The 23,804-nt window shown below is 72.2% G+C and carries 20 protein-coding genes; 17 read left to right on the plus strand and 3 right to left on the minus strand.

What is annotated here, in order from left to right:
• Positions 1-57: 57 nt before the first annotated feature.
• The 8 genes from ACZ6EM_RS19520 to ACZ6EM_RS19555 all read left to right on the plus strand — a co-directional run bounded on the left by ACZ6EM_RS19520 (position 58) and on the right by ACZ6EM_RS19555 (position 8,078).
• Positions 58-1,290 (plus strand): sensor histidine kinase, encoded by a 1,233-nt coding sequence (locus tag ACZ6EM_RS19520; RefSeq protein WP_452178835.1) that lies wholly within the window; start codon positions 58-60, stop codon positions 1,288-1,290.
• Positions 1,291-1,371: 81 nt separating this feature from the next.
• The gene (locus tag ACZ6EM_RS19525) at positions 1,372-2,061 is read left to right on the plus strand and encodes a response regulator transcription factor (RefSeq protein WP_359910511.1); all 690 of its coding nucleotides are present in this window, start codon (positions 1,372-1,374) and stop codon (positions 2,059-2,061) included.
• Between the two features lie 111 nt (positions 2,062-2,172).
• A complete protein-coding gene (locus ACZ6EM_RS19530; protein WP_359910508.1) occupies positions 2,173-3,150 on the plus strand; it encodes a Rossmann-like and DUF2520 domain-containing protein in 978 nt (325 codons plus the stop codon).
• Positions 3,151-4,056, plus strand: a complete 906-nt coding sequence (gene panC / locus ACZ6EM_RS19535) for a pantoate--beta-alanine ligase (protein WP_401046962.1) — start codon at positions 3,151-3,153, stop codon at positions 4,054-4,056.
• A 78-nt stretch (positions 4,057-4,134) separates the two neighbouring features.
• Positions 4,135-4,584: an aspartate 1-decarboxylase gene (gene panD, locus ACZ6EM_RS19540; RefSeq protein ID WP_465772845.1), complete on the plus strand. Its 450-nt coding sequence runs from the start codon at positions 4,135-4,137 to the stop codon at positions 4,582-4,584.
• A gap of 15 nt (positions 4,585-4,599) precedes the next feature.
• Positions 4,600-6,270 carry an L-aspartate oxidase gene (locus tag ACZ6EM_RS19545; RefSeq protein WP_401046966.1) on the plus strand — a complete coding sequence of 557 codons (1,671 nt, stop codon included), beginning with the start codon at positions 4,600-4,602 and terminating at the stop codon, positions 6,268-6,270.
• 4 nt (positions 6,271-6,274) lie between these two features.
• On the plus strand, positions 6,275-7,243 hold the full coding sequence (gene nadC, locus ACZ6EM_RS19550; RefSeq protein WP_359910497.1) for a carboxylating nicotinate-nucleotide diphosphorylase: 969 nt from the start codon (positions 6,275-6,277) through the stop codon (positions 7,241-7,243).
• Positions 7,244-7,289: 46 nt separating this feature from the next.
• Complete coding sequence (locus tag ACZ6EM_RS19555; protein ID WP_401046968.1) at positions 7,290-8,078, plus strand: type III pantothenate kinase; 789 nt, start codon at positions 7,290-7,292, stop codon at positions 8,076-8,078.
• A gap of 7 nt (positions 8,079-8,085) precedes the next feature.
• Here ACZ6EM_RS19555 and ACZ6EM_RS19560 read toward each other — a convergent pair whose 3' ends face one another.
• Both ACZ6EM_RS19560 and ACZ6EM_RS19565 read right to left on the minus strand, forming a co-directional pair.
• Entirely contained in the window at positions 8,086-9,009 is a 924-nt protein-coding gene (locus ACZ6EM_RS19560) for a hypothetical protein (RefSeq protein WP_401046971.1), read from the minus strand.
• 72 nt (positions 9,010-9,081) lie between these two features.
• Positions 9,082-9,636, minus strand: coding sequence for a SigE family RNA polymerase sigma factor (locus ACZ6EM_RS19565; RefSeq protein ID WP_359910488.1), 555 nt, complete (start codon positions 9,634-9,636; stop codon positions 9,082-9,084).
• Positions 9,637-9,798: 162 nt separating this feature from the next.
• Between ACZ6EM_RS19565 and ACZ6EM_RS19570 the strand changes: the two genes are divergently transcribed.
• The 8 genes from ACZ6EM_RS19570 (at position 9,799) to ACZ6EM_RS19605 (ending at position 21,845) form a co-directional block, all read left to right on the plus strand.
• Complete coding sequence (locus tag ACZ6EM_RS19570) at positions 9,799-10,545, plus strand: hypothetical protein (protein WP_465772846.1); 747 nt, start codon at positions 9,799-9,801, stop codon at positions 10,543-10,545.
• 266 nt (positions 10,546-10,811) lie between these two features.
• Entirely contained in the window at positions 10,812-12,605 is a 1,794-nt protein-coding gene (locus ACZ6EM_RS19575; RefSeq protein WP_465772847.1) for a hypothetical protein, read from the plus strand.
• Positions 12,606-12,701: 96 nt separating this feature from the next.
• Positions 12,702-14,258 carry a bifunctional lysylphosphatidylglycerol synthetase/lysine--tRNA ligase LysX gene (gene lysX, locus ACZ6EM_RS19580; protein WP_359910479.1) on the plus strand — a complete coding sequence of 519 codons (1,557 nt, stop codon included), beginning with the start codon at positions 12,702-12,704 and terminating at the stop codon, positions 14,256-14,258.
• Between the two features lie 297 nt (positions 14,259-14,555).
• Positions 14,556-14,993, plus strand: a complete 438-nt coding sequence (locus tag ACZ6EM_RS19585) for a BlaI/MecI/CopY family transcriptional regulator (RefSeq protein WP_359910476.1) — start codon at positions 14,556-14,558, stop codon at positions 14,991-14,993.
• 11 nt (positions 14,994-15,004) lie between these two features.
• The gene (locus ACZ6EM_RS19590) at positions 15,005-15,541 is read left to right on the plus strand and encodes an amino-acid N-acetyltransferase (RefSeq protein WP_359910474.1); all 537 of its coding nucleotides are present in this window, start codon (positions 15,005-15,007) and stop codon (positions 15,539-15,541) included.
• A gap of 91 nt (positions 15,542-15,632) precedes the next feature.
• A complete protein-coding gene (locus tag ACZ6EM_RS19595) occupies positions 15,633-15,986 on the plus strand; it encodes a histone-like nucleoid-structuring protein Lsr2 (protein ID WP_359910471.1) in 354 nt (117 codons plus the stop codon).
• A gap of 649 nt (positions 15,987-16,635) precedes the next feature.
• A complete protein-coding gene (locus ACZ6EM_RS19600; RefSeq protein WP_359910468.1) occupies positions 16,636-19,155 on the plus strand; it encodes an ATP-dependent Clp protease ATP-binding subunit in 2,520 nt (839 codons plus the stop codon).
• 344 nt (positions 19,156-19,499) lie between these two features.
• Positions 19,500-21,845, plus strand: a complete 2,346-nt coding sequence (locus tag ACZ6EM_RS19605; RefSeq protein WP_452184134.1) for an immune inhibitor A domain-containing protein — start codon at positions 19,500-19,502, stop codon at positions 21,843-21,845.
• A gap of 100 nt (positions 21,846-21,945) precedes the next feature.
• Here the strand turns inward: ACZ6EM_RS19605 and ACZ6EM_RS19610 are convergent, their stop codons facing one another.
• Positions 21,946-23,226: a threonine aldolase family protein gene (locus ACZ6EM_RS19610; RefSeq protein ID WP_465772848.1), complete on the minus strand. Its 1,281-nt coding sequence runs from the start codon at positions 23,224-23,226 to the stop codon at positions 21,946-21,948.
• Between the two features lie 357 nt (positions 23,227-23,583).
• Between ACZ6EM_RS19610 and ACZ6EM_RS19615 the strand changes: the two genes are divergently transcribed.
• The coding region (locus tag ACZ6EM_RS19615) for a hypothetical protein (RefSeq protein ID WP_465772849.1) at positions 23,584-23,804 on the plus strand (221 nt) is incomplete at its 3' end.

Raw genomic sequence — 23,804 nt, forward strand, 5'->3', positions numbered from 1 at the left:
GACGGATCGCCCTACCGGCGGACCTGGGCACGCCGGGCGACTGCCTACGCTGGACACGTGCATCGACTCAACGCCTGGCTCCGCCGTCACCCCATGGTGGTCGACGCCGCCTGGGCGTCGATGGTGCTGTTCTTCGGCCTGCTGCCGAACGACGCCTCCCTCGACGAGGGCTGGCGCTTCGACGCCTCGATCCTGGTCGCGGTGCTGCTGCCGCTGCTGATGGTCTTCCGGCGGCGCTACCCCGACCTCACGGTGGCCGCCGCCGCGGGCATCGGTGTCGGCCAGGTGGTCGCGAACGTGTCGCCGGGCGGCTCCTCGATCGCCTACCTGGTCTTCGCCTACACCGGCGCCGCCTTCGGCCAGAAGTGGACCTCCCGGCTGGCCCTGGTGGCCGGCCTGGCCGCCGGGCCGCTGGTGTTCTGGCAGATGAAGCCGGTGAAGACGGTCTTCGACCGGGCGGGCGACGCGCACACCCGCCCGTACACCTTCGGCGAGGCGGCGCTGATCACGCTGCTGATGAGCACGCCGTTCATCCTCTGCTGGGCCTGGGGCCGGCTGACCAGGGTGCGCCGCGCCTACCTGACCGAGCTGGAGGACCGCGCCGCCCGGCTGGAGCGCGAGCGGGACGCCCAGTCCAAGGTGGCGGTCGCCGCCGAGCGGGCCCGGATCGCCCGCGAGCTGCACGACGTGGTCGCGCACAACGTCTCGGTGATGATCGTCCAGGCCGACGGCGCCGCGTACGTCCTGGACAACTCCCCGCAGCAGGCGAAGGAGGCGCTCGGCACGATCGCCTCCACCGGCCGCCAGGCGCTGGTCGAGATGCGCCGCCTGCTGGGCGTGCTGCGCACCTCCGACACCAAGGCCGAGGAGTACGTGCCGCAGCCGGGCGTCGAGGAGCTGCCGGAGCTGCTGGAGCAGGTCCGCACGGCCGGACTCGACGTGGACTACGCCACCTCCGGGCAGCCGCGCGAGCTGCCGCGCGGCGTCGAGCTGACCGTCTACCGGATCGTCCAGGAGGCGCTCACCAACGTCCGCAAGCACGGCGGCCCCGACGTCCACGCCCGGGTCGCGGTCGACTTCGGCGAGCGCGAGCTGGCCGTCCTGGTGGAGGACGACGGGCGTGGCAGCACCGACGAGCAGCTGGCCGCCGGCGGCGTGGACGGTCTCGGCCACGGCCTGATCGGCATGCGCGAGCGCGTCGGCATGGTCAGCGGCAGCCTCGACGTGGGCCCCCGCCCCGGTGGAGGCTTCCGGATCCGCGCCGTCCTGCCGCTCAGGACGGCCCACTAGCCCCTCCGTCCAGCCACCGCCCCCAGCCCCGTCCAGTCCCCAGCCCCCCGTCCGCCGTCCATCCCCCCAAGGAGTCCCACCTTGACCATCCGCGTGATGCTCGTCGACGACCAGGAACTGCTGCGCACCGGCTTCCGGATGATCCTCCAGTCGCAGGGCGACATCGAGATCGCCGCCGAGGCGGGCGACGGCGCGCAGGCCCTGGAGCAACTGCGGCGCACCGAGGTGGACGTGATCCTGATGGACGTCCGCATGCCGCGGCTGGACGGCGTGCAGGCGACCCGCCGGATCTGCCTGGCCGAGGACGGCAGCCCGCTGCCGAACGCCCCGCACGTGCTCATCCTCACCACCTTCGACCTGGACGAGTACGCCTTCGCCGCGCTCAAGGCCGGCGCCAGCGGCTTCCTGCTCAAGGACGTCCCGCCGACCGAGCTGGTGGCCGCGATCCGCGCGGTGCACGGCGGGGACGCGGTGGTCGCCCCGACCACCACCCGCCGGATGATCGACCGCTTCGCCGAGGTGCTGCCCACTCCGCAGAGCGCGCCCGGCTCGGACGTCCTCGGCCCGCTGACCGAGCGCGAGCGGGAGGTGTTCCTGCTGGTCGCCCAGGGGCTGTCGAACGGCGAGATCGCGGCCCGGCTGGTGCTCTCCGAGGCGACCGTGAAGACCCATGTCGGCCGGATCCTGGCCAAGCTGGGCCTGCGCGACCGGGTCCAGGCCGTGGTGCTGGCGTACGAGGCCGGGCTGATCCGGGCCGGGGCCACCGACTGAGCCGCCGAGGCGTATCCGCTCCGGCGTTCGGGCGCGCCCGTAGACTGGGGCGGTACGTCCGGTACCCGTCGAGTGGACTGGAACGGTCATTCAGGACAAGGCAGGACAAGGGTGGACGTGAATCCGTCCGGCTTCGCCGACTCCGGCGAGTTCGCCCCGCTCGCCGACGGTCTCGGCGACCAGGTCTTCGGTGCTCCCGGCGACCCCGGCAACCGCCCGGCCCGGCTGGCCGTCGGCGTGGTCGGCACCGGCCGGGTCGGGCCCGCGCTGGGCGCGGCGCTGCAGCTCGCCGGGCACACCGTGGTCGCCGCCTCCGGGGTGTCCGCCACCTCCCGCCGCCGCGCCGAGGCGCTGCTGCCGGGCGTGCGGATCGTCACCCCGCCGCAGGTGCTGGCCGCCGCCGACCTGGTGCTGCTGACCGTGCCGGACGACGCGCTGGCCGACCTGGTGACCGGGCTGGCGGCCACCGGCGCGGTCCGCCCCGGACAGTTGCTCGTGCACACCTCCGGCGCGCACGGCGTCGCCGTCCTGGAACCCGCCACCCGGGCCGGGGCGCTGCCGCTGGCCCTGCACCCGGCGATGACCTTCAGCGGCACCTCGGTGGACCTGGCCCGGCTGGCCGGCTGCCCGTTCGGCGTGACCGCCCCCGAGGAGCTGCGGCCGGTCGCCGAGGCGCTGGTGGTGGAGATGGGCGGCGAGCCCGAGTGGGTGCCCGAGGAGGTCCGCCCGCTCTACCACACCGCCCTCGCCCATGGTGCGAACCACCTGGTCACCCTGGTCGCGCAGGCGATGGACCTGCTGCGCACGGCCGGTGTCGCCGAGCCCGGCCGGATGCTCGGCCCGCTGCTCGGCGCCGCCCTGGACAACAGCCTGCGCTCCGGCGACGCGGCCCTCACCGGCCCGGTCGCCCGGGGCGACTCGGGCACCGTGCGGCGCCACCTGGCGCAGCTCAGTACGGTGTCCCCGGACATCCCGGCGGCCTACCGTGCGATGGCCCGCGCCACCGCGCAGCGGGCGCTCGCCAACGGGACGATCGACGAAACGTCGGCGGCGGCGCTGCTGGACGTACTGAACGAGGAGAAGCGCTAGATGGCACGCGGTAAGCAGTCGAACAAGCCCCAGCGGACGCCCAAGGTCCACCGGGCCGTCGTGACCCGCACCGTGGACGAATTCGAGGCCGCGTTCTGGCCGGACGAGCAGCCGGTGGACAACGCCGTCGTGATGACCATGGGCGCGCTGCACGAGGGCCACGCCGCGCTGATCCGGGCCGCCCGCAAGCAGGTCGGCCGGGACGGCCGGGTCGCGGTGACGGTCTTCGTCAACCCGCTGCAGTTCGGCGCCGGCGAGGACCTGGAGCGCTACCCGCGCAGCCTCGACGAGGACGTGCGGCTGGCCGAGGAGAACGGCGCCGACGTGGTCTTCGCGCCGTCCGTCGAGGAGGTCTACCCGAACGGCGAGCCGCAGGTGCGCATGGCGGCCGGCCCGATGGGCGAGCGCTACGAGGGCGCCACCCGGCCCGGCCACTTCGACGGCGTGCTGACCGTGGTCGCCAAGCTGCTGCACATCACCGACCCGGACTTCGCCTTCTTCGGCGAGAAGGACGCCCAGCAGCTGGCGATCATCCGGCGGATGGTCGCCGACCTGGACTTCGACGTGGAGATCGTCGGCGTGCCGACCGTCCGCGAGGAGGACGGCCTGGCGCGGTCCTCGCGCAACCGCTACCTCTCGGAGCAGGAGCGCGCACAGGCGCTCGCCCTGTCCAAGGCCCTGTTCGCGGGCCGGGACGCCGCCGCGCAGGGCCCGAAGGCCGTCCGCGAGGCCGCCTCGGCCGCCCTGGACGGCGCCGAGGGCGTCACCCTGGACTACCTCGCCCTGATCGACCCGCACGACTTCTCGGAGGCGGCGGACGACTTCCAGGGCGAGGCGGTGCTGGCCGTCGCCGCGAAGGTGGGCGCCACCCGCCTGATCGACAACGTCCACGTCATCGTCCGCTGAACCGCTGAACCGCTGAACCACCGGCACCACCGGCACCACCCCCCTTCCGGCATGCACTCACAGGAGGCGTGACCCGCAATGCTCCGCACCATGCTCAAGTCCAAGATCCACCGGGCCACCGTGACCCAGGCCGACCTGCACTACGTGGGATCCGTCACGGTGGACGAGGACCTGCTCGACGCCGCCGACCTGCTCCCCGGCGAGCTGGTCCACATCGTCGACATCAACAACGGCGCCCGGCTGGAGACGTACACGATCGCCGGCCCGCGCGGCTCCGGCGTGATCGGCATCAACGGCGCCGCCGCCCGTCTGGTCCACCCGGGCGACCTGGTCATCCTCATCGCCTACGGGCAGATGGACACCGCCGAGGCCAAGGGCTACGAGCCGAAGGTCGTCTTCGTGGACGAGCGGAACCGGATCACCGGCCTGGGCGGGGACCCGGCCGAAGCCCAGGAGGGCACCGGACTGCTATGCGGCGACGCGGCGTACGGTGGCGGCAACGGCGCGGCCGACGCCGCCTCGCGCTGAAGGAGCCACCCACCGATGTCCACGCACCGCCTCACCGCCCCGGCCCCCGGCTGGACCGCCACCACCGACGTGGTCGTGGTCGGTTCCGGGGTCGCCGGCCTCACCGTCGCGCTCAACGTCCGCAAGGCCGGCCTGCGGGCCATGGTGGTCACCAAGGCCGTGCTGGACGAGGGCTCCACCCGCTGGGCCCAGGGCGGCGTCGCGGCCGCCCTGGGCGAGGGGGACACCCCCGAACAGCACCTGGACGACACCCTGGTGGCCGGCGCCGGCGTCTGTGACGAGGAGGCCGTCCGCACCCTGGTCACCGAGGGCCCGGACGCCGTCCGCCGGCTGATCGCCACCGGCGCCCTGTTCGACCGGGGCGAGGACGGCGAGATCCTGCTGACCCGCGAGGGCGGCCACCACCGCCGCCGGATCGTCCACGCGGGCGGGGACGCGACCGGCGCCGAGATATCGCGCGCCCTGGTCGCCGCCGTCCGCACCGACCCGGACATCGAGCTGATCGAGCACGCGCTCGTCCTCGACCTGCTGACCGACGCGGCGGGCCACGCCGCCGGACTGACCCTGCACGTGATGGGCGAGGGCCAGCGCGACGGCGTCGGCGCCGTCCGGGCCCGCGCGGTGGTGCTCGCCACCGGCGGCATGGGCCAGGTCTTCTCCGCCACCACCAACCCGGCGGTCTCCACCGGCGACGGCGTGGCACTGGCCCTGCGGGCCGGCGCCGCCGTCACCGACCTGGAGTTCGTCCAGTTCCACCCCACCGTGCTCTGGCTCGGTCCGGAGGCCGAGGGCCAGCAGCCGCTGGTCTCCGAGGCGGTCCGCGGCGAAGGCGCCCACCTGGTGGACGCGGACGGCGTCCGCTTCATGGTCGGACAGCACGAGCTGGCCGAGCTGGCCCCGCGCGACATCGTCGCCAAAGCGATCACCCGGCGCATGCAGGAGCAGGGCGCCCAGCACATGTTCCTGGACGGGCGGCACTTCGGCGCCGAGATGTGGGAGCAGCGCTTCCCGACCATCCTCGCCTTCTGCCGCGCCAACGGCATCGACCCGGTCACCGAGCCGATCCCGATCGCCCCGGCCGCGCACTTCGCCTCCGGCGGCGTCCGCACCGACCGGCACGGCCGCACCACCGTCCCCGGCCTGTACGCGTGCGGCGAGGTCGCCTGCACCGGCGTGCACGGCGCCAACCGGCTGGCGTCCAACTCGCTGCTGGAGGGCCTGGTCTTCGCCGAGCGGATCGCCGCCGATCTGGCCGGCCGCAACCGGTCCGGCGAGCTGCCCGAGCGCGCGGTGGACGTCGCCGCCGCGCACGCCGCGCAGCCCGTCCCGCTGCCCCCGTCCGAGGCGCGCGCCGAGATCCAGCGGCTGATGTCGCGCGGCGCGGGCATCCTGCGCTCCGCCGCCTCGATGGCCGACACCGCCGCCGGGCTCGCACTCCTCGCCGAACAGGCCTACGCCCACGTCGCCGAGGAGAAGCCGGCCGACCCCCGGGTGGAGACCTGGGAGGCCGCCAACCTGCTGCTGGTCGCCACCGCCCTGGTCGCGGCCGCCGCACAGCGCGAGGAGACCCGCGGCTGCCACTGGCGCGAGGACTTCCCCGAGCGCGACGACGCCCACTGGCGGCGCCACCTGATCACCACCCTCGCCGCCACCGGCGGTCCCGTCAGCACCCCTGAGGAGCAGTAGAACCATGACCCACTCCCACGAGGAACTCCCCCTGGCCGACCAGGGCGGCTGCGGCGACGGCTGCGCCTGTGGCGACGGCGAGGGCTACGAGACCGGTCTGGACCCGCAGCTGGCCGAGCTGCTGGAGCAGGCCGGGCTGGACCCGGTCGAGGTCGAGGACATCGCCACCCTGGCACTGGCCGAGGACCTGGCCGGCGGCGAGGACGTCACCTCGGTGGCGACCGTGCCCGCCGACGCCGTCGCCACCGCCGACTTCACCGCCCGTCAGGCCGGCGTGGTGGCCGGCCTGCGGGTCGCCGAGGCGGTCGTCTCGCTGGTCTGCGAGGAGGAGTTCGAGGTCGAGCGGCACGTCGAGGACGGCGACCGGGTCGAGGCCGGCCAGGTGCTGCTCTCGGTCCGCTCGCGCACCCGCGACCTGCTGACCGCCGAGCGCAGCGCGCTCAACCTGCTCTGCCACCTGTCCGGCATCGCCACCGCGACCAGCGCCTGGGCGGACGCCCTGGAGGGCACCGGCGCGGTGGTCCGGGACACCCGCAAGACCACCCCGGGCCTGCGCGCGCTGGAGAAGTTCGCGGTGCGCTGCGGCGGCGGCGCCAACCACCGGATGGCGCTCTCGGACGCCGCGCTGGTGAAGGACAACCACGTGGTCGCGGCCGGCGGCGTGGCCGAGGCCTTCCGGGCCGTCCGGGCCGCGTACCCGGAGCTGCCGGTCGAGGTCGAGGTGGACACCCTGGAGCAGATCACGCCGGTGCTGGAGGCCGGGGCCGACCTGATCCTGCTGGACAACTTCACCGTCGGGCAGCTGAAGGAGGCCGTCGCGCTGGTGGCCGGCCGGGCGAAGCTGGAAGCCTCCGGCGGACTGACCCTGGCCAGCGCGCGCGAGGTCGCCCAGACTGGTGTCGACTACCTGGCCGTGGGCGCGCTCACCCACTCCTCGCCGATCCTGGACATCGGCCTGGACCTGCGCGCCTGACCGTCCGGACCCGCGCAGCCCCGTCCCGACTCGCAGAAAGCGGCCCATGCTCCTCACCATCGACGTCGGCAACACCCAGACCACGCTCGGCCTGTTCGACGGCGAGGACGTGGTGGAACACTGGCGGATCTCCACCGATCCGCGCCGCACGGCCGATGAACTGGCGGTGCTGCTGCAGGGGTTGATGGGCAACCACACCGCGGTCAAGGAGGCCGCGGTGGAGGGCCTGGCGATCTGCTCGTCCGTCCCCGCCGTGCTCCACGAGCTCCGCGAGGTGACCCGCCGCTACTACGGCGACGTCCCCGCGGTGATCGTGGAGCCCGGCGTGAAAACCGGGGTGCACGTCCTGATGGACAACCCCAAGGAGGTCGGCGCCGACCGGATCGTCAACGCGCTGGCCGCCAACCACCTGTACGGCGGCCCGTGCATCGTGGTCGACTTCGGCACCGCGACCACCTTCGACGCCGTCAACGCGCGCGGCGACTACGTCGGCGGCGCGATCGCCCCCGGCATCGAGATCTCGGTCGAGGCGCTCGGCGTCCGCGGCGCCCAGCTGCGCAAGATCGAGCTGGCCCGCCCGCGCAACGTGATCGGCAAGAACACCGTCGAGGGCATGCAGTCCGGCATCCTCTACGGCTTCGCCGGGCAGGTCGACGGCCTGGTCGAGCGGATGGCCCGGGAGCTCTCCAAGGACCCGGACGACGTCCAGGTGATCGCCACCGGCGGTCTCGCCTCCCTGGTCCTCGGCGAGGCCACCAGCATCGACGTGCACGAGCCCTGGCTGACCCTGATCGGCCTGCGCCTGGTGTACGAGCGCAACCGCCCCGCGAGCTGAGCGGCGCTCAGCGGCCGGGGGTCGGGAAGCCCGGCAGGGCCGACGCGGCCCCCGCCACCGCGTCGGAGGGCAGCAGGGTGGTCAGGCCGGTCGGCGCGGGCGCCGGGATGGTGAGCCGAGTCGTTCCCGGCTGCGGGGTCGGGAGCGGCTTGCCCGCCCGCGGGTCCTTCGGGATGGCCGCCACGACCTTCTTCCAGCGCGGGTCCTTCACCACCGCGGCGAGCTGGTCCGGCGTCAGCGGCGGGTCGGTGCGGGTGATCGGCGTGCCCTGGTCCAGCGGCTTGCGGTTCCACTCCTGGAGCATCAGCTCGTACCCGGTCCCGGACAGCTTGGCGGACCAGGTCTTGGAGCCGGCCGGCTCACCGCTGCGTGTCCCGGCCTGGTAGATGCGCAGGTGCTCACCGCCCGGGAGGTCGGCCTCGGTGCAGGTGTCGTCCGGGGTCGTCGTGGGCGGGCAGGTGGTGTCGCCGACCCGGCGCATGATCCAGAACAGGTACTGGACCGGGCCGTTCCCGTCGTCCAGCACCAGCCGCAGCTGCGGGGTGTCGCTCTCGGTCCCCCGCGCCTCGCCCACCTGCACCGTCCCCGGCGGGAGCAGCTCGGTGAGCATCTGCTGGAACTCCGGGCCGGAGACCGGCGGGCCCGCCGCCGCACCGGAGGAGGCCGAGCCGGCGGACGCCGGGCCGCTCGGCACGGGGCCGGGCCCGGGCAGCAGGCTGCCGATCCCGGCCGCGCCCACCCCGGCCAGGGCCAGCGCGGCGACGCCCGCCACGGTGCCGATCCGCCGCCTGCGGCGCAGCCGGCGCCCGTACGACCAGCCGGTGTCGACCAGCCGGGTGGCCTCGGCGTCGTAGGACCCGCCCGCCCGGCCGAGGGCCTCGGTGAAGGACTGCTCGAACCGCTCGTCGGGCCCGTCGTGCTCAGCGGACATGCTGAACCAACCTCTCTACCAATCGAGTTGACGTGAGTAGTGCGGAGACGTCGCCGTGCCGTGCCGGCCGGCTCAGCGCTCGGCCAGCTCGTCGAGGCTGCCGCCGAGCAACGCGCGGATCCGGCCGAGCGCCCGGAAGGACTGGGTCCGGACGGCCCCCGGGGTGAGCTGGAGGATCGCCGCGGTCTCCTCGACGCTGCGGTCCTCCCAGTAGCGCAGGACCAGCACCGCGCGGTCGCGCGGCGCGAGCCGGCCGAGCGCGTCCACCAGGGCCAGCCGCAGTTCCGGGTCGCCCTGCGGGGCCTCGCCGTCCGGCACCGCGTCGACCGGCCGCTCGCCGCTGGAGCGGCGGCCGCGGTGCGAGAGGAAGACCCGCACCAGCACGGTGTGCGCGTACCCGGCCGGGTTGTCGATCCGGCGCTTGGCCCCGAAGGGGAAGGTGCGGTGCCACTGGACGTAGATCCGCCCGAACGCCTCCTGCACCAGGTCCTCGGCGAGGTGGGTGTCCCCGCCGGCGAGCAGGCAGGCCGACCGGTAGAGCGGTCTGGCGCGGGCGGCCGCGAAGGCCTGGAAGTCCTCGTCCCGCCGCCCGCCCCGGGACGCCTTCCCCTGACCGTCCGGTTGCATCCTGCCCGGCCCCCTCGCTCGTTCTCCCCTGACACCTGGATGACCAGCTGGCCCCCGGATGGCGTTACAGGTGGCGGCGAAAGGTTTTTTCACCAGGCCGAACATGGATGGTTCGGCGCGACGTTACCGACAAATCGGATATTCCTCACGTAGTGTCAGCCCATGCCTACGCCACACGGATCGCGCGGCGGTATGGCCTTCAGCGCCGACGAAGTCCGCGTGTTGCGCCGAGCCCTCGCCCAAGCCCTGCACCCCGCCGTCCCCGTCCACCTCCGGCCCGACCGGCCGGCCCTCGCCGGGCCGGGCGCCGAACTCTGGGCGGAGGACGTCCAGGACGCCCTGCGCCTGACGGAGGCGATCGACGAGGCCGTCCAGGAGGGCGGCCGACTGCGCGCCTTCCTGCTCGCCGACCTCGGACGCTACCGCTCCGCCCTGCCCGGCAGCGCCCCCGGCTACCTGGAACGGCTGGAGGACGCGGTGTCCGACGGGTACCTGCCCGGCCCCGAGGACCTCACCGCGCTGCGCGGGCTGAGCCGCCAGCCCTGCGGCCAGGGCGAGCGGGCCCGCCGCTCCCGGCTGGCCGGGCGCTGCCACGCGCTGGCCGAGGCCGCCGTCCGCGAACGGCTCGCCCTCCACACCGGGCAGCCCCGCCACCTGGTGGCCGTACCGAGCCCCGCCGCACCGCCGCACAGTCACCCCACCCCCGTAGGAGGACGGACCACCATGAGCAGCACCGAGTCCCGCCCGGAGCAGCCCGCCGCCGCGAAGACCCCGCCCCGTCCGCACCGGATGCCCACCCCCGCCGAGCTGTTCGGCCGCCGCCCCAAGCCCCCGGCCCGGCCCGCCCCGCCCGCCGACCTGTCCCCCGAGGAGACCGAGGACGTCGAACTCGCCACCGGCACCGGCTGAACCGGCCCGTCCGCCGAACGGAGGGGAGACCGCCACCGCGGTCTCCCCTCCGTTCGTGCGCCGGCCCATCGCCCGCAGGCCGGTCCATGTGTCGACAATGCCGCGATCCCGCCGGCCGCCGTCGATCACGTCTTCATAACCTTCACCCCGATGACCAGGCCGTTCGATCCCGTCCTGGGCGAATTGGCCGCTGATCAACCGGGTTGACGCCCGTTCAACAATCCCTAGGGTGCGGAGCCTCACCACTCCAACCGCGGGGGATTCACATGCTTTCGACTCGCACGCGCCGGATCCTCGGCGCGGGCACGGCCACGATCGTGGCCGCCCTGGCCTCCGGCACCGCGGCCGTCCCGGCGCACGCCGCCGGCACCCAGCTCCGGATCTTCCCGACCGGCACGATCCAGATCTCGACCCAGCCGGCCCCTCAGCCCCAGTTCGGCGAGAACATCCACCTGCGGATCGGCCGGACCGGCACCGACGTCGTGACCGGCGCCAAACTCGCGTTCGACACCACCGGCATCGACGGGCTGGCCACGCTCGGCGTCCCGGGCTGCGCCACCGCGGGCAAGGTGATCACCTGCGACATCTGGCGCCTCGACCTGGAGAACATCAACATCACCAGCCACCCGTGGCTGAGCGCCGTCGCGGGCGTCCGCCCCGGTTCCACCGGCACCGTCCACGCCACCCTCAGCGCCCCCGGCGCCGAGACCGCCGAGGCCGACATCCGGGTGGAGATCGGCGGTGCCGGCTTCCGCCCCAAGGAGCCCTCGGAGCAGCGTGACGTCAAGGTCGGCAGCACGCTCCCGTCGACTCTCGCCTTCGCCAACCACGGCGAGGTCGCGGCCCGGCGGGCGGTCGTCGAGGTCTACCTGACCCCGGGCCTCGACGTGGCCACCTGGCCCTCCAACTGCGAGTACGCGAAGGACAAGGGCGACTGGGCGGGCCACGGCTTCGGTTCCCCGATGCCCACCGTGCACGGCATCTGCACCATCGACGGCGAGATCGCCCCCGGCCAGGCCGTCAAGCTGAACGGCCTCGACCTCACCGTGGGCGCGGACGCCCGCTACGCCTTCGCCGGCTACTCCGTCTTCCCCGCCGAGGGAGCGAGCGGCAGCAGCGCTGCGGACCTGCGCCGGCGGATGTCGTTCCAGCGCGGCACCGGCGCTCCCGCCGCCCTGGTGCCGACCTCCGGCGAGGGGATCCCGGACGGCCTCGACTCGAACGCCTACTCCACCGAGCAGGAGGTCCTCGCCGACAACGGCGCCGACTTCGCGGTGAACGGCTCCTGGGCACCGGACGCCTCCGGCACCACCGGCACCTTCACCCTCGGCGCCGTCAGCGGCGGCCCGGCCTCGATCATGGACCGCAGCGGCGGCGAGAGCGCGCCCGAACTCCAGGTGCAGTTCCCGGAGGGGGTCACCGTCACCGGCCTGCCGTCGACCTGCCAGCCGTACGACTACGTCCTCGGCCAGAAGTCCGACAAGCCGCTCAACAAGTTCAACTGCGAGGGGCTGGGCGGGTTCTTCATCCCGGCCGGTGCCACCAACTCCCACAAGCTGACCCTCTCGGTCCCCGCGGGCACCGATGAGCTCACCGCGACGGTCTCGCTGCAGAACATGGCGAGCGCCTACGAGCCGGGCCACCCCAGCGCCGTCATGAGCTGGGACCGCAACCCCGCCAACGACCTGCTGAAGGTCGCCCTGCGGGCCACCCCGGCCACCACCCCCGGCACCGGCGGCACCCCCGCCCCGGCCCCGACCGGGACGCCCACCACCGCGCCCGTCACCGACCCCTCCCCCGCGCCGACCACCGCGGTCGTCCCGGCCGGCCTCAGCGACAAGGACTCCGCGAGCCCCGCCCGGGAGACCGGCACGGGCACCGGCGGCACCGGCGGCACTGGCACCGGCGGCACCGGGAGCGTCCGGACCTCCGACGGCCCGCTGGCCGCCACCGGCAGCTCCGCCGCCCTGCCGCTGGCCGCGACGAGCGCCGCCGCCGTGGTGCTCGGCGCCGCCGGTCTGGTCACCGCCCGCCGGCTCCGGGCCCGCCGCAACGGCTGACCCGAGCGGTCCGTTCCCCGGGGGAGGCCGCCGTCACGGCCTCCCCCGCGGGAATCCCGGCGCGGAGCACCGTGTGTGGCTGGCTACCCTTGTGGGGTGAGCGATCAGAGCCTTGTTCCCGCGACCGACGACCTTCCCGAGCAGATGCGCGTCCGGCGCGAGAAGCTGGACCGGCTCCGGGCGGCCGGCGTCGACCCGTACCCGGTCGGATTCCCCCGCACCACCACCATCGCGGACCTGCGTGCCAAGCACCCGGACCTGGAGCCGGACACCGCGACCGGCGAACGGGCCGGTGTCACCGGCCGCGTGATCCTCTCCCGCACCGGCGGCAAGCTCTGCTTCGCCACCCTGCGGGACGGCACCGGCGACCTCCAGGTGATGTTCTCGCTGGACAAGCTGGGCGCCGAGCGGCTGGCGGCCTGGAAGACCGACATCGACCTCGGCGACCAGGTCGGCGTCGAGGGCGAGGTGATCACCTCCAAGCGCGGCGAGCTGTCCGTGATGGTGGACCGCTGGGAGCTCACCGCCAAGTGCCTGCGCCCGCTGCCGGACAAGCACAAGGGCCTGACCGACCCGGAGGCCCGGGTCCGCCAGCGCTACGTGGACCTGATCGTCAACCCCGAGGCCCGCGAGATCCTGCACCTGCGCAGCAAGGTCGTCCGCTCGATCCGCCGCACCTACGAGGACCGCGGCTACATCGAGGTCGAGACCCCGATGCTGCAGCCGGTGCACGGCGGCGCCAACGCCCGTCCGTTCAAGACGCACATCAACGCGTACGACATCGACCTCTACATGCGCATCGCCCCCGAGCTGTACCTCAAGCGGCTGGTGGTCGGCGGCGCCGAGAAGGTCTTCGAGATCAACCGCAACTTCCGCAACGAGGGCGCGGACTCCACCCACAACCCGGAGTTCACCTCGCTGGAGTCGTACGAGGCGTACGGCGACTACGACACCCAGGCCGAGCTGATCCGCGAGACGATCGTCAACGCGGCCCGGGACGCACTGGGCACCACGGTCATCAAGGGCGTGGACGCGCACGGCGTCGAGCACGAGATCGACCTGGCCGAGCCGTGGGAGGAGGTCGCGGTCTACCCGGGCATCTCCGCCCACCTGGGCGTGGAGGTCACCCCGGAGACCGGCGTCGAGGAGCTGCGCAAGCTGGCCGCCGAGCACGGCATCCCGTTCGAGAAGGACTGGGGCCACGGCCAGATCGTGCTGGAGATGGTCGAGCGCCTGCTGGAGGAGAACGCCGTCCGGCCGACCTTCATCAAGGACTACCCGACCGAGGTCTCCCCGCTGACCCGCCAGCACCGCTCGCAGCCCGGCGTGGCCGAGAAGTGGGACCTGGTGATCTTCGGGACCGAGATCGGCACCGCCTACTCCGAGCTGGTCGACCCGGTCGAGCAGCGCGCCCGCCTGACCGCCCAGTCGCTGCTGGCGGCCGGCGGCGACGTCGAGGCGATGCAGGTGGACGAGGACTTCCTGCGCGCCCTGGAGTACGCGATGCCCCCGACCGGTGGCCTCGGCCTCGGCGTGGACCGCCTGATCATGCTGCTGACCGGCAAGAACATCCGGGAGACGGTGCTCTTCCCGCTGGTGAAGCCGGAGCCGAAGGCTTCCGCCGCGACGGCGGAGAAGACCGAGGAGGAGTGACCTGATGGACTACGTCAGCGCGATCGTGCCGCCGCTGGTCATGGCGATCGGCTTCGGATTCCTGGTGCGGGCCATCGTCCGCAGCCAGGGCGGGGCCCAGCGGGCCAAGGAAGACGTCGACTGATCCCGCGCGGGCCGGCAGGCCCCGTGAGGACCGGCGGGCGGAACCCGCGACCGACGCCGTCAGCCGCCCCGAACGACCGGCGCGCCGCCATTCCCGATTCCCGGGGGTGGCGGCGCGCCGGTTTGGCGTACTTCACAAGATTTGCCCCATTCACTCCCTATCCTGGCCGCACTATGGTCCGGCAACTCGGCGAACTTGAGAACGCCATCATGACCCGGGTGTGGCAGTGGAACCGACCGGTCACGGTTCGCGAGGTTCTCCTGGATCTGCGGTCGGAACGCGAAATCGCGTACACCACGGTGATGACCGTCCTGGACAAGCTCCACAGAAAGGGCTGGCTGCGCCGCGAGCGGGTCGGCCGGGCCTATCGATATGAACCGGTCTCCTCGCGTGAGGCGTACACGGCGGCACTGATGAACGACGCCTGGGCCACCAGCGACAATCCGGCGGCGGCCCTGGTGCACTTCTTCGGCCTGATGTCCCCCGAGCAACGCGAAGCGCTCCGGGACGCCTTGCGGGTGGCCGCTCTGTTCCCGCCCGATCCGACCGGGGCGGATTCCGCGGACGACGGACCCGATACCGGTGCGACGGAACCGGGAGCGGCGCGATAACGTCCGGGACCATGGAGGTCACCATCCGCCGGGCGCGGACCACGGACGTGCGGGCAGTGCGCAGGCTCATCGACACCTACTCGCGCGACGGCATTCTGCTGGACAAGCCCACAGTCACACTGTTCGAATCCGTCCAGGAGTTCTGGGTCGCGGAACGCGACGACAACGGCGTGGTGGTGGCCTGCGGCGCGCTGCACGTGATGTGGGAGGACCTCGCCGAGGTCCGCACGCTCGCGGTGGATCCGGTCGTCCGGGGCACCGGGATCGGGCACCTGCTGTTGGAGAAGCTGGTGCAGACGGCACGCTGGCTGGGCGTCCGTCGGATTTTCTGCTTGACGTTCGAGGTCGCGTTCTTCGCGAAACACGGTTTCGTCGAGATCGGCGAGCTCCAGGAAACCGATGATGGTACGACAGACCCGGCGGCGATCGCTACGGATGTCTATGAAGAACTCCTCCGCTCGTACGATGAAGGCGTCGCCGAGTTCCTCGACCTGGAGCGGGTGAAGCCCAACACACTGGGCAACTCGCGCATGCTGCTGCACCTCTGAGCCGCTCCACCCGGGTCAAGGGTTTGTGTTTTCCGGAGAAAGGCGCTTTCCTTTCCTTAGGCAATGGGTCGTTTAGCGGAAAGGGAAGCCCGTGGCACAGAGGGTGCAGGTCATTCTTGAAGACGATCTCGACGGCGGTTCGGCGGACGAGACGGTGACGTTCGCGCTCGACGGCGTTGCCTACGAGATCGACCTGAAGAGCGCCAACGCGGACAAGCTGCGCGGTCTGCTGGCGCCGTACGTGGAGAAGGGCCGCAAGCAGAGCGGCCGGCTCGCCGGTGCCCGTCGTCCGGGCCGCAGCGCCGCGGCGCGGCCGTCCGGCGGCGGTGCCCCGGACACCGCCAAGATCCGCGCGTGGGCCAAGGAGCAGGGCCTGGAGGTCAACGACCGCGGCCGCGTTCCGAGCAACGTCCGCGAGGCCTACGAGAAGGCCAACGCGTCCTGATCCCGGCACCGCAGGCCCGCCGGAGCGGGTGCGGGGCCCCGGCGGCCGGAGGCGGCGCCGCCATCACACGCACGGGGCGCGGAGGAGTCTCCTCCGCGCCCCGCGGCGCGTGCCCGCTGGGCCGCGGTACCGGGGGCCTGCGGGGCGCGGGCTCGGGCACGGGCTCGGGCGGCGGAACAATCACGGGCTGTGCAACGCTGTAAGGGCGAAGCGGTAACGAGGACACCCGGGACGGCGTACCCGGCCCCGGCCGCCGTTGAACCGCCGTCACCACGGCCCGACTTCTCGCCAGGCGAACACCGCCACCGCGGAAACTGCGCGAGAACCGCCCCGATACCGGGTATGAATGCAGGTGGACGGGTTCTTCGGCCCGTCCAGGGGCAGTATGTGCGACCGGCCTGACGGTTCCGGCCGCGCCCCGGCGGCGCGTGTTCGCCGATGGCGTAGCGGAATCCGGTGCATCCGGCCCGCCTGCGGGAACACCGTTTCCCAGCATCAGGTTGGGATTGGTGTCGGCTGGTCGCGCAGCATCTCGCTCCTCTACCGGGGAGTGAATCCGTGGGCCGCGCCGCTGAGCGGGACTAGCATGCGGAAGGACAGGGCGGGGACGGACCCCGAACTGCCCGACCGCTCTGAGGAGCGATAAACGATGTTCGAGAGGTTCACCGACCGCGCGCGGCGGGTTGTCGTCCTGGCTCAGGAAGAAGCCCGGATGCTCAACCACAACTACATCGGCACCGAGCACATCCTCCTGGGTCTGATCCACGAGGGCGAGGGCGTCGCCGCCAAGGCCCTGGAGAGCCTCGGGATTTCTCTTGAGGCCGTTCGCCAGCAGGTCGAGGAGATCATCGGCCAGGGCCAGCAGGCCCCGTCCGGTCACATTCCCTTCACCCCCCGGGCGAAGAAGGTGCTGGAGCTGTCGCTCCGCGAGGCCCTTCAGCTCGGCCACAACTACATCGGCACCGAGCACATCCTGCTCGGCCTGATCCGCGAGGGCGAGGGCGTCGCCGCCCAGGTCCTGGTGAAGCTGGGCGCCGACCTCAACCGGGTGCGCCAGCAGGTCATCCAGCTGCTCTCCGGCTACCAGACCGGCGGCGGCAAGGAGTCGGCCACGGCCGGCGGGCCCGCCGAGGGCACCCCGTCGACCTCCCTGGTCCTGGACCAGTTCGGCCGCAACCTCACCCAGGCCGCCCGCGAGGCCAAGCTCGACCCGGTCATCGGGCGCGAGAAGGAGATCGAGCGGGTCATGCAGGTGCTGTCCCGCCGCACCAAGAACAACCCGGTGCTGATCGGTGAGCCCGGCGTCGGCAAGACCGCCGTGGTCGAGGGCCTGGCCCAGGCGATCGTCAAGGGCGAGGTCCCGGAGACGCTCAAGGACAAGCAGCTCTACACGCTGGACCTGGGCGCCCTGGTGGCCGGCTCGCGCTACCGCGGTGACTTCGAGGAGCGCCTGAAGAAGGTGCTCAAGGAGATCCGCACCCGCGGCGACATCATCCTGTTCATCGACGAGCTGCACACCCTGGTCGGCGCGGGCGCCGCCGAGGGCGCCATCGACGCCGCCAGCATCCTCAAGCCGATGCTGGCCCGCGGCGAGCTGCAGACCATCGGTGCCACCACCCTGGACGAGTACCGCAAGCACCTGGAGAAGGACGCCGCGCTGGAGCGCCGCTTCCAGCCGATCCAGGTCGCCGAGCCCTCGCTGCCGCACACCATCGAGATCCTCAAGGGTCTGCGCGACCGCTACGAGGCCCACCACCGGGTCTCCATCACGGACGCCGCCCTGGTCGCCGCCGCCACCCTGGCCGACCGGTACATCTCGGACCGCTTCCTGCCGGACAAGGCGATCGACCTGATCGACGAGGCCGGCTCCCGGATGCGCATCCGCCGGATGACCGCGCCGCCGGACCTGCGCGAGTTCGACGAGAAGATCGCCGACGTGCGCCGCGAGAAGGAGAGCGCGATCGACGCGCAGGACTTCGAGAAGGCCGCGTCCCTGCGCGACGACGAGAAGCAGCTCCTGCAGGCCAAGGCCAAGCGCGAGAAGGAGTGGAAGGCCGGCGACATGGACGTCGTCGCGGAGGTCAACGAGGAGCTCATCGCCGAGGTCCTGGCCACCGCCACCGGCATCCCGGTCTTCAAGCTGACCGAGGAGGAGACGTCCCGCCTGCTGCGCATGGAGGACGAGCTGCACAAGCGCGTCATCGGCCAGAAGGACGCCATCAAGGCGCTCTCCCAGGCGATCCGGCGCACCCGTGCGGGCCTCAAGGACCCGAAGCGCCCCGGCGGTTCGTTCATCTTCGCCGGCCCGTCCGGCGTCGGTAAGACCGAGCTGTCCAAGACGCTGGCGGAGTTCCTCTTCGGCGACGAGGACGCGCTGATCGCGCTCGACATGTCCGAGTTCTCCGAGAAGCACACCGTCTCCCGGCTGTTCGGCTCCCCGCCCGGCTACGTGGGCTACGAGGAGGGCGGCCAGCTGACCGAGAAGGTCCGCCGCAAGCCGTTCTCCGTCGTCCTCTTCGACGAGGTCGAGAAGGCCCACCCGGACATCTTCAACTCGCTGCTGCAGATCCTGGAGGACGGTCGCCTGACCGACTCCCAGGGCCGCGTGGTCGACTTCAAGAACACCGTCATCATCATGACGACCAACCTCGGCACCCGGGACATCTCCAAGGGCTTCAACCTGGGCTTCGCGGCCACGGGTGACACCCAGACCGGGTACGAGCGGATGAAGGCGAAGGTCGGCGAGGAGCTCAAGCAGCACTTCCGCCCCGAGTTCCTGAACCGCGTCGACGACATCGTGGTGTTCCACCAGCTGTCCGAGGACGACATCATCCAGATCGTCGACCTCATGATCGACAAGGTGGACGAGCGGCTCAAGGACAAGGACATGGGCCTGGAGCTCAGCGTCGAGGCCAAGAAGCTGCTGGCCAAGCGCGGCTACGACCCGATCCTGGGTGCCCGTCCGCTGCGCCGCACCATCCAGCGCGAGATCGAGGACCACCTCTCCGAGAAGATCCTCTTCGGTGAGCTGCGGGCCGGCCACATCGTCGTCGTCGACGTCGACGGTGAGGGCAAGGAGGCCAAGTTCACCTTCCGCGGCGAGGAGAAGTCGGCCGTCGCGGACACCCCGGCCGCGGTCGCCTCGTCCGGTCCGGACCTGACGAAGTAGCCCAACTTTTAACAGACAACTTCACAGCCACCGAGCCCCCGGCGTTCGCGCCGGGGGCTCGGTGCGTTCCGGCCCCTCCGCGGTCGGCACCGGTACGGACCGGGACGGCGGCTTCCGCATGGGCTGGTACGGGTGCGCTCGGTTTCTCAGCGAGCTTTAACCAACATACGGTTGACAGACGGTCAGGTGATAGGGAGTCGCGGAGCATAGCGCCGTGACCATGTCACGGTCAAGGTCTATCTTTTCTGTGCACGCTTGTATCAAATGACGTCCACCTGTCTTTCATTTTGGTTTGCCGGGCTTTGGCCAAGAGCTGGGCCCCGGTCGGGGAGGACGTCACAACGTTGAAGAGCACCAGGAGAACCGCTGCGGCTGCCACGGCCGCAGCGGTCATAGTCACGCTCGGCGCGGGCCTGTTCCCGGGCACCGCCGTCGCCGCCGGCTCGGCCCCGGTCCCGCGGGACCCGGCCGAGGCCGTCCAGAACACCGAGCACAACCTTCCGGGCCCGCTGACGGCGAAGGTGGAGGCGGAGCAGAAGGCCGCCACCGAGAAGCTGCTCAACGGCACCGCCGAGGTCGAGCAGCACAACGGCAGCACCAGCGTGAAGCTCGGCAAGGACAAGTACGTGGAGCTCGCCCGCGAGCGCACGGACAAGATCTTCACCATCCTGGTCGACTTCGGTGACCAGGTGGACAACACCACCAAGACGCCGGACGGCAAGGTCAAGTACGGCGGCGAGGCCGGCCCCAAGCACAACGAGATCGAGAAGCCGGACCCGGCCACCAACAACTCGACCCAGTGGCAGGCCGACTACAACCAGCAGCACTACCAGGACCTGTACTTCGCCAAGGACAAGCCCTCGCTGAAGACCTACTACGAGAAGCAGTCCTCGGGCCGCTACTCGGTCGACGGCGTGGTCCAGGACTGGGTCCGCGTCCCGTGGAACGAGGCCCGGTACGGCTCCGACTACTGCGGCTCCAACGTCTGCGCCAGCGCCCAGGACCTGATCCGCGACGCCGTGGACATCTGGTACAAGGACCAGCAGGCCAAGGGTCAGACCGAGGCGCAGATCAAGGCGACCCTGGCCTCGTACGACCAGTGGGACCGCTACGGTTCGCACCACGACGGGAACTTCAACCAGCCCGACGGGTACATCGACCACTTCCAGATCGTGCACGCCGGCGAGGACAAGTCGGCCGGTGGCGGCAAGCAGGGCACCAAGGCCCTGTGGGCGCACCGCTCGTACGTCTACGGCAACCTGCAGGGCTCGGCCGGTCCCGAGGGCAACAAGCTCGGCGGCGTCCAGGTCGGCAGCAGCGGCCTGTGGATCGGCGACTACACGATGCAGCCCGAGAACGGCGGCCTCGGCGTCTTCGCCCACGAGTACGGCCACGACCTCGGTCTGCCGGACCTCTACGACACCGCCGGCAAGGGCATCGACAACTCGGTCGGCTTCTGGTCGCTGATGTCCTCCGGTTCCTGGCTCGGCGAGGGCAAGAACAGCATCGGCGACATGCCGAACGACCTCGACGGCTGGAGCAAGTACCAGCTCGGCTGGCTGAAGGTGGACCGTGCCAAGGCCGGCACCGAGTCGACCCACCACATCGGCCCGGCGGAGTACAACAGCAACCTGCCGCAGGGTCTGATCGTCGACCTGCCGAAGAAGAGCATCACCACCGACATCAACAAGCCGTTCGGCGGCACCGGTGAGTGGTGGAGCGGCAGCGCCGACAACCTGAACGTCACGCTCACCCGCGACATCGACCTGACCGGCAAGGCCAAGGCCAGCATCAACGCCAAGGCCTGGTACGAGCTGGAGCAGGACTTCGACTACGCGTTCGGCGAGGTCTCCACCGACGGCGGCAAGAACTGGACCGTCGTGGACGGCACCTGGAACGGCACCGCCCTGCCGCGCGAGAACGGCCGTCCGGCCCTCAGCGGCCAGGTGGCCGCCTGGGGCGACCTGTCGTTCAACCTGGACGCCTTCGCGGGCCAGAAGATCAAGTTCCGCTACCGCCACACCAGCGACGGCGGCCTGCACTTCCGCGGCCTGACCCTGGACAACGTCGCGGTCGTCGCCGACGGCGCCACCGTGTTCAGCGACGACGTCGAGAACGGTGACAACGGCTGGGTGGCCGACGGGTTCTCCCGCTTCAGCGGCTCGTACACCAAGGACTACGCGCAGTACTACATCGCGGAGAACCGGCAGTACGTGTCCTTCGACCAGACCCTGAAGACCGGCCCGTACAACTTCGGCTTCGCCGACAAGCCGGGCTGGGTCGAGCACTACTCGTACCAGCCCGGCCTGCTGATCTGGTTCTGGGACGAGTCGCAGACCGACAACAACGTCAGCGCCCACCCGGGCCACGGCCTGGTCCTGCCGGTCGACTCGCACCCGACCCCGCTGAAGTGGTCCGACGGCGCCCTGATGAAGCCGCGCGTCCAGGGCTTCGACTCCACCTTCGGTTCCCGTCGCGTCTCCCCGCTGACCCTGCACAAGGCCGGCGTCGAGACCGTCATCCCGAAGGCCAAGGGCGTCGACGAGTTCAACGACCTGAAGTCGTGGTGGAGCAAGGACAACCAGTACGCCGGTGTCGACGTCCCGAAGACGGGCACCAGCATCGAGGTCGAGAACGAGTCCTCGAACTACCTGGAGACCTGGATCCGGGTCCGCCCGGTCGACAACTGATCGTCACCCCCCGGGTAGCGATCGGCCTGTGACCAGGCAGCTCTGACAACTCCACGTCCGGCCCGTCCCCGCAACGCGCGGGGGCGGGCCGGACGCTTTGTCAGGCCCGGACGGCCGCCAGCCGGTCCAGGAAGGCGGCGGCCGCCACCGTGACGTCCGCGGCGGTCCAGTCGAGGGCGGGCGCCGCGACCGTGACCTCGGTCATCGACAGCCCGGGCGGCCCGCCCGCGCGCCAGGCGCCGAACAGCCCGATCCCGGTGTCCTCGGCCAGCCCCAGTCCGGCCTCCTCCAACTCGCCGACCGGGTGGGGCAGCCAGAGCTGGAACTGGTGGGTGTGCGGCGGGGCCGGGTGCACCCGGGCGCCGGGGACGGCGGCGAACGCCCGGGCCAGCGCCGCGGCGACCGTCCGGGCATGCGCCACGTACCCGGGCAGCCGCGGCAGTTCGCGCTCCAGTCCGGTCAGCGCGGCCAGCGCGAACGGCCACTGCTGGTAGAGCTGCCCGCCGTAGCGGTGCCGCCAGGCCCGGGCGGTGCGGACGAAGCCGCCCGGACCCGCCAGCGCGGCGCCGCTGATCCCGCCGAGCGTCTTGTAGAAGGAGACGTAGACCGAGTCGGCCAGGGCGGCGACCTCCGGCAGCGGCCGGCCGAGGGCGACCGCGGACTCCCAGATCCGGGCGCCGTCCAGGTGCAGCGCCGCACCGTGCTCCTCCCGCACCACCGCGGCCAGCTCCACCAGCTCCGCCCAGCCCGGCAGCACGAACCCGGCGTCGCGCAGCGGCAGCTCCAGGCTGAGCGCGGCGTACGGCTCGTCCAGGGCGCGCAGCTCCTCGGCGGTGGGCTGGCGCGGCTCGGTCGTCGGCCAGAGGCTGCGCAGGCCGGACAGGACGCCGAGCGCGTGCCGCTCGTGCCGGTCGGTGTGGGCCAGCGGGTGGGTGACCACGGTGCGCGGGCCGGCCGCCTCGGCGTGGATCCGCAGGGCGATCTGCTGGGCCATGGTGCCGGTCGGGAAGAAGGCCGCGTCCTCGGTGCCGAGCAGCCCGGCGACCCGGTGCTCCAGGGCGCGGACCACGCCGTCGCCGTACTGGTCCGGGCGGCCGTCCAGGTCGGGGACGGCGTCCGGCCCGGCGGCGGTGTCCGGCCCGGGAGCGGTGTCCGGCCCGGGAGCGGTGTCCGGTCCGGGAGCGGTGTCCGGTCCGGGAGCGGTGTCCGGTCCGGGGCCGGCTTCCGGGAGCGGGCCGGCCAGGTCGGCGAGGCGTTCGCGGATGCTCTGCGGCCGGACGCCGGACAGCAGCCGCTCGCAGCCGCGCAGGGCGGCGAAGCGGCGGTCCGGCAGGCTCGGGCGGTCACTGGCGTCGGGGTCTTCGCTCCTGTTGCCATACATGGCTCGATGGTGCCGCAGCGGGCCGGACCGGTCAGCGGTCCGCACGAAAGCGGTTCGAGCCCGCCAAACCCGGGCCGCGCGTGGCGCTGGTCACAGGCCCGCGGCCCGGTACGACCGACGGTAGTAGCGCGCCCGGGGGAACCGGCGGGCGCGCCGGAACGGGCCTGGACGATCGGATCTCATGATCGGTACTCCATCGGTTTGAATCTCCGGCGCCACGCCGACTACACGCCGTAGTACGTCACCCCGTTTGGGACTCCGCTCGGTGACCGTTACACCTGAGTGGTCCCCCGCTCAGCACGCGCCCGAACGGGCCCTTCGTGCTGCCCTCGTACGACCCGTGAGGTACGGCAAGCGATGTCCAACGTCCCGCCCTTGGCGCCGGCCCTGCGCCGGCTCGCCGCCCGTGCGGCGGCCCAGGCCGCGGCCTGGCAGCCCCGGCTCGACCACGCCGTCCGTACCCACGCCGCACCGCTGCACACACTCGCCGCCCGTGCGGCGGCCCAGGCCGCGGCCTGGCAGCCCCGGCTCGACCACGCCGTCCGCACCCACGCCGCACCGCTGCACACACTCGCCGC

It is taken from the genome of Kitasatospora sp. NPDC041917 (assembly GCF_055589745.1).

Excerpts from the sequence above, each read along its gene's own strand:
- ACZ6EM_RS19610 (WP_465772848.1), bottom strand. The coding sequence starts at position 23,226 with ATGTATGGCAACAGGAGCGAAGACCCCGACGCCAGTGACCGCCCGAGC.
- ACZ6EM_RS19575 (WP_465772847.1), top strand. The coding sequence starts at position 10,812 with ATGCTTTCGACTCGCACGCGCCGGATCCTCGGCGCGGGCACGGCCACG.
- panC (WP_401046962.1), top strand. The coding sequence starts at position 3,151 with ATGGCACGCGGTAAGCAGTCGAACAAGCCCCAGCGGACGCCCAAGGTC.
- nadC (WP_359910497.1), top strand. The coding sequence starts at position 6,275 with ATGACCCACTCCCACGAGGAACTCCCCCTGGCCGACCAGGGCGGCTGC.
- ACZ6EM_RS19555 (WP_401046968.1), top strand. The coding sequence starts at position 7,290 with ATGCTCCTCACCATCGACGTCGGCAACACCCAGACCACGCTCGGCCTG.
- ACZ6EM_RS19600 (WP_359910468.1), top strand. The coding sequence starts at position 16,636 with ATGTTCGAGAGGTTCACCGACCGCGCGCGGCGGGTTGTCGTCCTGGCT.
- ACZ6EM_RS19590 (WP_359910474.1), top strand. The coding sequence starts at position 15,005 with ATGGAGGTCACCATCCGCCGGGCGCGGACCACGGACGTGCGGGCAGTG.
- panD (WP_465772845.1), top strand. The coding sequence starts at position 4,135 with ATGCTCCGCACCATGCTCAAGTCCAAGATCCACCGGGCCACCGTGACC.
- ACZ6EM_RS19565 (WP_359910488.1), bottom strand. The coding sequence starts at position 9,636 with ATGCAACCGGACGGTCAGGGGAAGGCGTCCCGGGGCGGGCGGCGGGAC.
- ACZ6EM_RS19585 (WP_359910476.1), top strand. The coding sequence starts at position 14,556 with ATGGTCCGGCAACTCGGCGAACTTGAGAACGCCATCATGACCCGGGTG.
- ACZ6EM_RS19570 (WP_465772846.1), top strand. The coding sequence starts at position 9,799 with ATGCCTACGCCACACGGATCGCGCGGCGGTATGGCCTTCAGCGCCGAC.
- ACZ6EM_RS19545 (WP_401046966.1), top strand. The coding sequence starts at position 4,600 with ATGTCCACGCACCGCCTCACCGCCCCGGCCCCCGGCTGGACCGCCACC.
- ACZ6EM_RS19560 (WP_401046971.1), bottom strand. The coding sequence starts at position 9,009 with ATGTCCGCTGAGCACGACGGGCCCGACGAGCGGTTCGAGCAGTCCTTC.